The following is an 11,504-nucleotide window of genomic DNA, read 5'->3' as shown; positions in this document are numbered from 1 at the left end:
ACGGGGCTTCTTTTGCCTTTTTTTCATTTGGTAAATTTCTTAATGTTTGTGGCTGAACGACAACCGTCATTCCGCAGCGGGATCTCTTGTTAGCGGCTGAGATACCGTGAATGAATCGCGGTATGACGGTTCGCGGCGGCATGACGATAAGGTTTATACCTTGTCATCCCAGTGCTTGACACTGGGATCCAGCTTTCTTTATAAATTCACCAAAAGTGCTTCATTCTATAACGCAAAACCCATACTCACCAAATCCAATGCATTACTTGCAATTAAGTTTCCTGGATCCCAGTGTCAAGCACTGGGATGACACCATCATAAAGGAATCAGTGTCAGCTACTTTCATGACACCATTCTTTTTCCTGGATCCAAGTAGTCGAGCTACTTGGATGACAGCTAGCCTGATAACCGTCATCCCGCTACCTGTTAGCGGGATCTATGCTAAGAGATACCGCGAATGAATCGCGGTATGACGGTGTAGACGATGGTTAAGTATCCCGCTGCTTGTTAGCGCCGCGGCGGTATGACGGTTCGTGGTGGTATGACGTAGAGTGCTTAGAAGCTGTTATTTTGCTATAAATGGCTGTAATGGCATCATCTATTTTATTGCTATCACAGCCTGTTTGTGCAAGTTCAGCATTCCCACCACAGTTCTTTTCAACTGCTATGGATATTAGTTCTTTTGCGCTAATCTTATTGATTAAGTCTTTACTTACTTTAATAATCAAGACTGTTTTATCTTTTTCTGTTGCCGTGAAAGCTATTATCGTTTTTGGTTTTTGTTGCTGCAAAACAAACTCTCTTATTATATTCGCTGGAATATTGGTAAAAGCATGACTTACAAAATTTATTCCATTTATTTCAGTACTTTTTATGCTCTCTGCGCTTATAAGTTTTTTATATAAATTTTTTATTTTAGCTTCAGATTCTTTGCGCTCTTGATTTAAAATATTTAATCGGTTTATTATTTCACTTGCTGGCGCTTTTACGAATTCTGCAACTTTTTTTAAGTTAATTTCATTATCACGTACATAATTGATTGCTTCTTGACCAGTTAAAGCTTCAATTCTTCTCACTCCAAAAGCAACAGAACTTTCTGTTACTATCTTAAATAAACCAATTTCTCCAGTATGTTCAACGTGTGTGCCACCACACAGTTCTCTTGAATCTCCAATCTTCACTACTCTTACTTGGTTGCCATATTTTTCACCGAATAACGCCATAGCTCCTTCGTCTATTGCCTGATTCATGCTCTGAATTTTTGTAGATGTAGAAAGGTTTTCTCTGATTAGAGAGTTTACCATATCTTCTACTAAGAATAGCTGATCCTGAGTAACTTGAGTGTTATGACTAAAGTCAAATCGTAACTTATCCGGTGCAACTAGGGAACCTTTTTGAGTGACATGGTCACCTAGAATTTTTCTGAGTGTAAAGTGCAGAAGATGTGTAGCTGAATGATTTCTTCTTAAGGTTTGCCTTCTTTCCTTGTCAATGCTTGCTGCAACTGTGTTACCTTTACAAATTGAACCGAACTTAACTATGCATCTGTGCAAATATAGGTCATTAACCTTATTGGTATTCTCGACTATAATAATACTTCTATCAGATTTGATCAGACTGCCAGTATCTCCCACTTGTCCACCTGACTCGCCATAAAAAGGTGTTTTATCAAGTATAATGGTTATCTTTTCTCCCTCCTTTGCAGAATCAATTACTTCATTTTTAGAGGAAACTATAGCTAGTATTTTCGCATCACTTACTTCATTGAACTCATAACCAACAAATTTTGTTTTGCCAAATTTATTGATCAAATCAAACCATACTTGCTCAACAGATTTTTCACCAGATCCAGCCCATTTAGCACGTGCTCTCTCTTTTTGTTCTCCCATTGCATCATCAAAACCCTTCTGGTCAAAATTTATTTTTTTCTCTTTTAAAATATCAAGTGTAATATCCAAAGGAAATCCGTAGGTGTCATATAGCTTAAACGCTGATTCTCCAGGCAAAGTATCGCCCGATTTTAAATCTGTAGTGAATTTCTCCAGGAGATTGATACCTTTCATCAAAGTGTCTTTAAAGTTTTCTTCCTCTGATTTTAACGTCGTTTCTATTAAGCTTTTAGCTCTGACTAATTCAGCTCCCATATAAGCCGAACTCGTGCTATCTATCAACACTGGAAAAATACGATGGAGTAGGGAATCATTATATCCAAGCAGGTGAATATAACGTGTGGCTCTCCTAATTAATCTGCGTAATACGTAATTCCTGCCCTCATTTCCAGGAAGCACTCCTTCTGCGATGAGAAATGCAGCTGCGCGAAGATGATCTGCTATGATCTTATGCGCTATTTTATTTTCCGTTCTTCCACAGTACTCTTGTGATTTACTTATCAGAGCAGAAAATAGATCAATATCATAGTTATCATGGACGTTTTGCATAACAGCCGCTATTCTTTCAAGGCCCATTCCAGTATCGATGCATTTTTTTGGCAATTTGTGTAAATTACCTTCTTCATCTTTGTTAAACTCCATGAATACCAGATTCCAGATTTCAACAATTCTATCGCCCTCTTGTAAATTAGGACTCCCATGGTCATAAAAAATTTCAGAACATGGACCGCACGGACCAGTGCTTCCCATACTCCAAAAGTTATCATCCGTTGTAATTCTTATGATTTTATCACTTGAAAAGCCACTTATCTTACGCCAAATCTCGTACGCCTCATCATCAGTATGGTAGACGGTTATGGATAGTCTGTTTTTATCAAGAGATAACTCTTTAGTGATAAATTCCCACGCAAATTCTATCGCAGTTTCCTTAAAGTAATCACCGAAGCTAAAATTTCCGAGCATTTCAAAAAATGTGTGATGCCGAGTTGTATAGCCAACATTTTCCAGATCATTGTGTTTACCGCCTGCTCTTAGGCACTTTTGACTTGAGACAGCACGTTTCATTTCAGTTTTTTGAGCACCAGTAAAAATATTTTTAAACTGCACCATACCAGCATTTGTGAACATGAGCGTTGGGTCATGTTCTGGAATCAAAGGAGAAGAAGAAACCTGCTCGTGGTCATTATTTACAAAAAATTTTATAAATCTTTCTCTGATTTCGTTTAGCTTCATCGTTTTTATTGAGGTTATCTATAAATAATAAGTTGTAATGGAAATAAAATCAATACCACTCTCTAGATCTCAGAACTTCTAGTGACATGCACCTTGTGGTAAGAAAAAATCAATATATTCACGATAAATTTACCTCATATCTGTGTTTTATATGTGGAAATTGGAATGGAAATTTATGTAGGCAAAGAAAAAAGAATAGCAAATGTGGTGACTCAACACTGGAATGACATAAAAGGATCAGACAGAGATTGGCCAGAAAGGCATGAAATAGACACTGCAGAAATAATGGAATCATGGCAGCATTGTTTTGTCATTGAAGTCAAGGATCAAGGTTATATTTGTGAAAATGCAGGAGAAAAGGCTGTTGAATTCTATGGTTTTGAGAAAAAGACGCGCATTGATAATAAGTATGCAATTGATGCACCATTTTTGCGACTATATAAAATAGATGCAGTTATTGATAAACTTGATACTGTAATAGAGAGTAAATGCCAGATCAATGAAGAGGAAGAAAGTGAAAGTGTTAAAATGAGGCAAGTATTGCTGCCACTTGGGAATAAAGAAGGTATAACACACATATTGGGCGTAATTACTTTTAAACTCCTTTAATATACAATTTTAATTTGATTCTTTAATAAAATTATTTATACTAATGCTTAATTACTATTAAAGAACTCAATAGTAGTGCTTGTAAATTTATTTGGAATATGAAGAAAATAAAATTAAAAACCAAATCTTCTGTGAAAAAGCGCTTTCACCTTACAGCTAAGGGTAAAGTTATTTCTACTCAGTCAGGCAAAAGGCATGGCATGGTAAAGAGAAGTAAATCTAATATTCGTAATCAGCGCGGTACAACGATTCTTGGTAAATCTGACTCGCGTATAGTTAAGCTTCATATGCCTTACGGTATTTAACAAAATGGAGGTAAAATAAAATGGCTCGGGTAAAACGTGGAGTCACTACTCACGCTCGTCATAAAAAAATATTGAAACTGGCAAAGGGTTATAGAGGGCGCGCAAAAAGTTGTTATAGAATTGCATTACAAAGAGTTGAAAAAGCACTGCAATATGCTTATAGAGACAGAAGAAATCGTAAACGTGATTTTCGTGGTTTATGGATAATACGTATTAATGCAGCAGTAAGAGAGCATGGGCTTACTTATGGTAGGTTTATGCATGGTCTTACACTTGCCGGCATTGATTTAAATAGAAAGATTCTTGCTGAGATGGCCGTTAATTATAAGGATGATTTTGCCAAATTAGTAGAAGCTGTAAGTGGTAAATTAGCAGAGAATTCTTAAAGCAAAGACACCATGAGAATTATTTTCATGGGATCACCAGGATTTGCTGTTAATTCTCTGAGCTTGTTACTGAAATCAAAGAGCGAAGTGGTGGCAGTATACACCAAGGCTCCAAAACCTTCGGGGCGTGGACAGAAGCCAACGAAATCTCCAGTACATGTTATCGCTGAAGAAAGTAACATAGAGGTATGTACTCCTATCTCTCTAAAGTTTTCGGCAGAGCAAGAAAAATTTAGAAATTTCAAACCAGACGTTGCAGTTGTAGCCGCGTATGGGTTGATACTTCCAAGAGAAATTTTGAATATTCCAAAATATGGTTGTATTAATATTCATCCTTCATTACTACCAAGGTGGCGTGGTGCAGCCCCGATACAGCACACAATTTTAGCAGGAGATCAAGAAACCGGGGTTAGCATTATGCAATTGGATGAAGGATTAGATTCCGGCCCTATTTTAAAACAGGAAAAATTTCTTATCGAAAAGAACGATAATTACAAGACATTGCATGATAAATTGTCTGAATTAGGCAGTGATTTACTGCTTGAGGTGTTAAATGAAATTGAAAAACAGGTTCCTATAGAGCAGAGCGATAATGATGCATGTTACGCTAACAAAGTGGAAGACTATAAAATTTATGCAAGTGATGCTTGTGAAGTTGCTTATAGAAAGGTTAAAGCGTTTTACCCAAAAGCATTCATTAAGATAGAAAATAAACGTATCAGGATACTTGATGCTGACTTTGAAGCTCTCGCTTCAGAACAAGGTAAAATTGTTAACGATAATATGCACATAAGTTTAAAAGGTGGCACTTTAATTCCTAAAGTTGTACAAATGGAAGGGAGAAATCCTTGCAGTATTGAAGATTTTATTCGTGGCTTGAAATCAAGCATGGTAAAAAAATTTATAGAATAGACTGCTTTAAATTAGTGTAGAAATGTAATAGCTAAATTTCCTTTTCTTAGATATAATCTTAAAAAACTTTCCATATAAAAATGAAAATAAAAAGAGCTTTAATATCAGTATACGATAAAACGAATATAATTGATCTTGCATCGTTTTTAACGCAGCAACAAATAGAAATTCTTTCAACGGGCAATACTTATAAAGTGCTATCTAGTGCAGGAATAAAAACACAAGAGGTCTCAGATTACACACAATTTCCAGAGATACTGGGTGGTAGAGTGAAAACTTTACACCCTAAAATTCATGGAGGAATACTTTATGATCGAGAAAAGCATAAAAAGGAAGTGCAAGATCTAGGTATTGAGCCAATAGACCTGCTTATAACTAACCTATACCCATTTTGGGAGACGGTGAATAGCGATTCAAGTGAGGAGCAAATTATAGAACAAATTGATATCGGCGGGGTGGCGTTAATTAGAGCCGCAGCAAAAAATTTTCATTTTACTTCAGTTATTTCTAGCATTCAAGACTATGAAGCACTGAAAGCTGAGATGATAGAAAATAACAATAAAACAACATTGGAATATAGAAAACACTTAGCAACCAAAGCATTTGCTCTCACTGCACACTACGATTCTAATATTCACAGTTGGTTTTTATCCCAGAGTAAAAATAATGAGTTACCAGAGTTTTTTGCTCTATACGGGCATAAAGTACAAGAACTCAGGTATGGTGAAAATCCCCATCAAAAAGCTGCATTTTATAGTAATCAATTTACAGAATATCCGTTGGAAAAACTACATGGAAAAGAGTTGAGTTATAATAATATAGTAGATATAGAATCCGCACTTAACATAACTTCTGAATTCGAAGAACCTGCAGCAGTGATAATCAAGCATAATAACCCATGTGGCGCTGCTATTGGTAATAATGCTTTGGAGGCATATGAAAAAGCTCTATCGTGCGATGAAGTAAGCAGTTTTGGTGGTATAGTTGCCTTAAACCGGGAGATAGATTTAAAGCTAGCAGAAAAATTAAACGAGATATTTTTGGAAGTAGTGATAGCACCATCGGTAAACAATGAGGCACTAAAAATTTTACAAAGAAAGAAAAATTTAAGAGTGATTATTCATAAATCTTTTCAACAAAATGTGAAATACCAAACTAAAAATGTTGTTGGTGGGTTTTTGGTGCAAGAAAATAATGACCACACAATAAAAGCAGAACAAGTAACAGAATGCACTGCAACAGAAAAAGAAAAGGAAGATCTTATTTTTGCCTGGAAAATATGTAAACATGTGAAATCCAACGCAATAGTTATAGCAAAAGATGGTTGTGCTATTGGCATCGGCGCAGGGCAAACAAGCAGAATAGATAGTGTGAACATTGCAGTGAAAAAAGCAGGTGAAAAATGTAAAGGTGCAGTGCTTGCTTCAGATGCATTTTTTCCATTCCCAGATAGCATAGTAGAAAGTGCAAAACATGGAATTACAGCTATAATTCAGCCCGGCGGCTCGCTGAAAGATCAAGATGTAATAGCAACCGCAAATGAAAATAAAATTGCCATGTTTTTCACTAGCGTTCGCAGTTTTTTCCATTAGGCTTTGTGTCTTATCGTCATACCGCCACAAACCGTCATACCGCGATTCATTCGCGGTATCTCTCAACATAGATCCCGCTAGCGGGATGACAAATATACCGCCGCGGCGCTAACAAAAGATCCCGCTAACAAGCAGCGGGATGACGAGCTTATCGTCACGCCGCCACGAACCGTCATACCGCCGCGGTATCTCTAGATCTCGCTAACAAGCAGCGGGATGACGGCTGTCGCTTAGCCACAAACGTTAAAAAATTTACCAAATAAAAAAAAAGGCAAAGAAGCCCCGTGGTACGAGTTTTGACCCTCTAATACTTTAAATTGGCGCTGTAATAATGTGCTAACGCTTAAAATAAGCGCGATCTGGCTGAATGTAGAAAAAATTAAAAAGACATGCAGCCGCTATAATTTTATGTAATCCGCCAATAGATACTCCAAGTTTTTTACTGAATTTTTGTTATTGAACCCGCGCGGATCAAAAACAAGTTTTGAGTCAGAAATACCCTTAATACTACAATAAGGGGGCTGGCGGAGTTTGCCAAGTAAGTTTTTTCGTTTCTGTGACCAGTTGGACTTAAAGTCTACACAAAAAACGTTTACAACCAACGTTCAACATGGTAAATTAAAAACGGTTTATTCCTCGGTAGCTCAGTGGTAGAGCAGTTGGCTGTTAACCAATTGGTCGCTGGTTCGAATCCGGCCCGGGGAGCGTTTCTCTGTGAAATTCTAGTGTTGATTTTATATGAACATTAAATCAGTGGTTTTATGTATACTAGATGGCTGGGGAAATGGAATAGAGAATAATAAATACAACGCTATCAGCAACGCAAATCCACCCTGTTGGCAATATATTAGCTCTAATTATCCAAAATGCAGTTTATCCGCCTGTGGAGCTGATGTGGGGTTACCTGGTGGTCAAATAGGTAATTCAGAAGTTGGCCACATGAATATTGGCAGTGGTAGAGTAGTAATGCAAAGCCTTCAGCGCATTAATCAAGAAATTGGAACAATAGAAAACAATGCAAATCTACAAAGTTTTATTAGTAATCTAAAAAGTAAGAACGGAGTATGCCATATAATGGGATTAGTGTCAGATGGCGGTGTTCATTCGCATCAAAAGCATATTTCAACTTTAGCAAATAAAATATCACAGCATGGAATAAAAGTGGTGATACATGCATTTTTAGATGGCAGAGACACATTGCCAAATTCAGGAAAAAAATGCATTCAAGAATTTACAAAGAGTATAAAAGGAAATGACACAAGAATTGCTACTGTTTCTGGGCGTTACTATGCTATGGACCGTGACAACAGGTGGAAGAGAACAATCGAAGCTTATGAGGCTATCGCATTTGCAAAGGCACCTTGTCATGATAATGCAGTATCGTTGATTGAGAATAACTATCAAAATAACATAACTGATGAGTTTATCAGGCCCGCAGTAATAGGTGATTATCAAGGTATAAAACCAGAAGATGGAGTGCTGTTGGCTAACTTTCGTGCTGATCGAATGATACAATTAGCAAGTATTTTGCTTGGCAAAACAGATTACGCTAAGGTAGCAAAATTCTCTTCAATTTTAAGTATGATGAAGTATAAAGAAGATCTCAAAATTCCTTATATTTTTCCTCCTACTTCTTTCGCTGATACTCTAGGACAAACAATAGAAGACAATAAATTACGACAATTACGTATCGCCGAAACCGAGAAATACGCTCATGTGACTTTCTTTTTCAATTGTGGAAAAGAAGAACCTTTCTCTGGTGAAGAAAGAATACTCATTCCCTCACCAAAAGTTCAAACTTACGATTTGCAGCCCGAAATGTCAGCCTTCGAGCTCACAGAAAAGCTTGTAGAAAAAATTCACTCCCAAGAATTCGCACTGATAGTTGTAAATTACGCTAATCCTGATATGGTAGGACATACAGGTAATATAAAAGCAGCCGAGAAAGCTGTGCTAGCTGTAGATGATTGTCTTGCAAAAGTGCTGAGTGCTGTTAAAAAGTCAAGCAACACCGCGTTAATTGTCACTGCAGACCATGGTAATGTGGAATGTATGTTCGATGAAGAAAATCATACACCTCATACAGCACACACTCTAAATAAAGTGCCATTTATTGTGTCTTGCAATAATCTAAAACTAAGAGACGGAAGGTTATCTGACATTGCCCCTACTATTTTACAGCTACTTGGAATTAAAAAACCAAACGAAATGACAGGCAGTTCGTTGATTTCTTGCATTACCCTCTGTCATTCCAGCTAGGCAGCGTTATGCACCGGAATGACATCAAATAGATGTGTTTTAACTTAATCCAACTTTTAAATTTTTCGCTGTTAGTACTAATGATTCATTAAAGAAGCTGTCAATATCACCAATACTATCTATATTTTTTGTACTGATAGATTGGTCAATTCTTTTGACCAAATTAGATAAAACTTTATTAGGGCCAATTTCAACAAATTTGTTAATGCCACGGCTTGACATATACAAAACCATTTCTCTCCATTTCACTCTGCTTACAACTTGCTTGGCGAGTAAAGTTTTTATAACTTTGGGATCACTCTCCCCTTTAGCTGTAACATTTGATATCAAAGGAACTATAGGACGGGTTATTTTAATACCCTTCAAAAACTCCAAAACTTTTTCATCAGCAGGTTTCATAAGAGATGAATGAAAAGGCCCACTAACCTGTAATTTAATTAGTTTCCTCACACTCGAGTTTTTGAATAAATCGGGTAACATTTCAAGAGCTTCTCTAGTGCCACTTATAACCACTTGTCCGCCACCGTTATCGTTTGCAATTTCACAAATTCCGTCAATTTGAACTGATTTCAATATATCTTCCACTTCATTTATCTCTGCTCCAAGCAACGCAACCATTCCGCCTTTACATTTCAGTGAAGCTTCATGCATTGCTTCGCTGCGAACTTTCAGCAGCTTGATTGCAGACTCAAGCGTTAACGCTCCTGCAGCACACAGCGCTGTATATTCGCCAACTGAATGCCCACAAACATATTTAACATTGTGATCAGTGAAAAGAGATTTGCCAAACACATGCTCCATAACACGTAGCATTGCAATTGATACTGCCATTATAGCTGGCTGAGCGTTTTCTGTAATGGTTAATTCTTCAATAGGACCGTTGAAGATTAAATGAGACAGCTTTCTATCCAATATGCTATCTACTTCATTAAATACTTGTCTTGCAACGGAAAACTCACTATATAAGCTCTTTCCCATTCCTACAAACTGAGAGCCCTGACCAGGGAAAGCGAAAATCATGATAATTATTACTTATTCCTTATTAAGTATAAGATTTTATTTATTTTTTGTCAATATTTTAGAATAATGATTGACTTAGTGAATTAAGTTCACTAGAATGTTAACTGACTAAAAGTTTATAAACAACAATGAATTATCATAAAATTATTATAGTTATGACAGACGGTCAAGAGTTTGAAACTCGTTCCACTTATGGAAAGGAGGGAGATAGGGTAAAACTTGATAGAGATCCTCTTACTCACCCTGCATGGACTGGAAGTTTGACAAGCGGGTTAGCAAGTAAAACTAGCAAATTAGCTAAGTTTAACGATAAATATGGAAGCATTTTCTAATTCTCCTCCTCTTTAAGTTTTAGAGAGTTTACTGAAGCATGCATAAATACAAAAATATAGGCTATGTTGCTTCTCCATCACCAAAATCGCAGGAAGTATCTAAACTATTAAAGAAACTTAATTTTATCAATATAACAGAAGAAAATAAGTCCGAAATCGATCTATTGATAGTTGTTGGCGGTGATGGCTTTATGCTACGCACTTTGCACAATTACGTCATAGAAAATAAAAACATGCATGTGTATGGGATAAACACTGGCAATGTTGGGTTTTTGATGAATAAATGCTTTAGCTGCAGTGAAGATTTAATTGATCATATAGAGCATGCAACTTCAACTCAGTTAACTTTGCTAAAAATGGAAGCAACAGACACAAGTGGCAAGAGATATCATTACATAGCAGTAAACGAAGTATACGTTTTTAGAAAAGCGAACCAAATAGTAGAGATGAATATTACTATTAATGATAAGCTAAAAGTAGAAAAATTTAGAGGGGACGGAGTAATATTATCTACCCCCACAGGCAGCACTGCATACAACTTCTCTGCCGGTGGCCCAATCTTGCCGCTAAATTCAAATTTACTTGCATTAACCTCCATCAATAGCTATTACCCAAGGCATTGGAATGGAGCGCTAATTTCAAATGATACGATCGTACAAATTGACATTAACGACACAAAAAACCGTCCAGCACTTGTAGTATCAGATTACAAGGAGTTTCATAATATATCACAGATAAAAATACAAAAAGACCACGAAAACACAATAACTTTGCTTTTTGACAAAGATTACCCTCTGAATGAAAGAATCTTTGATAGACAATTTCTATACTAATAATTATCCGTAAATTGGTATTTACTATATCTTAATAACTATAGCGTAATCAATGCAGCATAGTAATTATAGCTCTTTTCATAGAAGTCCGGATGTGATAAGATAAGGATAGAAGATGATAAGGAGGTTGAGTG

General features: G+C 36.5%; 12 protein-coding genes and 1 tRNA gene. 10 read left to right on the top strand and 3 right to left on the bottom strand.

The features are described 5' to 3' along the window. The first annotated feature begins 106 nt into the window (after positions 1–106). Positions 107–310, top strand: a complete 204-nt coding sequence (locus ACIPNH_RS04285) for a hypothetical protein (RefSeq protein ID WP_400771903.1) — start codon at positions 107–109, stop codon at positions 308–310. Here the strand turns inward: ACIPNH_RS04285 and ACIPNH_RS04280 are convergent. Continuing rightward, positions 263–415 (bottom strand): hypothetical protein, encoded by a 153-nt coding sequence (locus ACIPNH_RS04280; RefSeq protein WP_400771902.1) that lies wholly within the window; start codon positions 413–415, stop codon positions 263–265. The genes ACIPNH_RS04285 and ACIPNH_RS04280 overlap by 48 nt on opposite strands. Positions 416–488: 73 nt before the next feature. Continuing rightward, positions 489–3,122, bottom strand: coding sequence for an alanine--tRNA ligase (alaS, locus tag ACIPNH_RS04275; RefSeq protein ID WP_264723983.1), 2,634 nt, complete (start codon positions 3,120–3,122; stop codon positions 489–491). A gap of 165 nt (positions 3,123–3,287) precedes the next feature. Between alaS and ACIPNH_RS04270 the strand changes: the two genes are divergently transcribed. From ACIPNH_RS04270 to gpmI, 7 genes are all read left to right on the top strand, one after another. After that, on the top strand, positions 3,288–3,731 hold the full coding sequence (locus tag ACIPNH_RS04270) for a PAS domain-containing protein (protein WP_400771900.1): 444 nt from the start codon (positions 3,288–3,290) through the stop codon (positions 3,729–3,731). A gap of 98 nt (positions 3,732–3,829) precedes the next feature. After that, complete coding sequence (rpmI, locus tag ACIPNH_RS04265) at positions 3,830–4,036, top strand: 50S ribosomal protein L35 (protein WP_007548610.1); 207 nt, start codon at positions 3,830–3,832, stop codon at positions 4,034–4,036. A gap of 20 nt (positions 4,037–4,056) precedes the next feature. Then, positions 4,057–4,422: a 50S ribosomal protein L20 gene (gene rplT / locus ACIPNH_RS04260; RefSeq protein ID WP_015589254.1), complete on the top strand. Its 366-nt coding sequence runs from the start codon at positions 4,057–4,059 to the stop codon at positions 4,420–4,422. 12 nt (positions 4,423–4,434) lie between these two features. After that, positions 4,435–5,334: a methionyl-tRNA formyltransferase gene (gene fmt, locus ACIPNH_RS04255; protein ID WP_264723984.1), complete on the top strand. Its 900-nt coding sequence runs from the start codon at positions 4,435–4,437 to the stop codon at positions 5,332–5,334. A gap of 80 nt (positions 5,335–5,414) precedes the next feature. Further along, positions 5,415–6,926, top strand: a complete 1,512-nt coding sequence (gene purH / locus ACIPNH_RS04250) for a bifunctional phosphoribosylaminoimidazolecarboxamide formyltransferase/IMP cyclohydrolase (protein WP_400771898.1) — start codon at positions 5,415–5,417, stop codon at positions 6,924–6,926. Positions 6,927–7,559: 633 nt separating this feature from the next. Continuing rightward, positions 7,560–7,631 (top strand) — tRNA-Asn (locus ACIPNH_RS04245). A 33-nt stretch (positions 7,632–7,664) separates the two neighbouring features. Further along, the gene (gene gpmI, locus ACIPNH_RS04240; protein WP_400771896.1) at positions 7,665–9,185 is read left to right on the top strand and encodes a 2,3-bisphosphoglycerate-independent phosphoglycerate mutase; all 1,521 of its coding nucleotides are present in this window, start codon (positions 7,665–7,667) and stop codon (positions 9,183–9,185) included. Between the two features lie 39 nt (positions 9,186–9,224). Here the strand turns inward: gpmI and fabD are convergent, their stop codons facing one another. Next, the gene (fabD, locus tag ACIPNH_RS04235; protein WP_400771895.1) at positions 9,225–10,205 is read right to left on the bottom strand and encodes an ACP S-malonyltransferase; all 981 of its coding nucleotides are present in this window, start codon (positions 10,203–10,205) and stop codon (positions 9,225–9,227) included. A 128-nt stretch (positions 10,206–10,333) separates the two neighbouring features. Between fabD and rpmE the strand changes: the two genes are divergently transcribed. Together rpmE and ACIPNH_RS04225 are read left to right on the top strand one after the other, a co-directional pair. Further along, positions 10,334–10,537 (top strand): 50S ribosomal protein L31, encoded by a 204-nt coding sequence (gene rpmE / locus ACIPNH_RS04230; RefSeq protein WP_007548602.1) that lies wholly within the window; start codon positions 10,334–10,336, stop codon positions 10,535–10,537. Between the two features lie 38 nt (positions 10,538–10,575). Beyond that, positions 10,576–11,370 carry an NAD kinase gene (locus tag ACIPNH_RS04225; protein WP_070356930.1) on the top strand — a complete coding sequence of 265 codons (795 nt, stop codon included), beginning with the start codon at positions 10,576–10,578 and terminating at the stop codon, positions 11,368–11,370. Positions 11,371–11,504: the final 134 nt, after the last annotated feature.

Origin of the sequence: Wolbachia endosymbiont of Drosophila barbarae (genome assembly GCF_044752445.1) — a bacterium.
GTDB lineage: Bacteria > Pseudomonadota > Alphaproteobacteria > Rickettsiales > Anaplasmataceae > Wolbachia > Wolbachia pipientis.
This window is presented reverse-complemented; position numbering and strand designations above follow the sequence as displayed.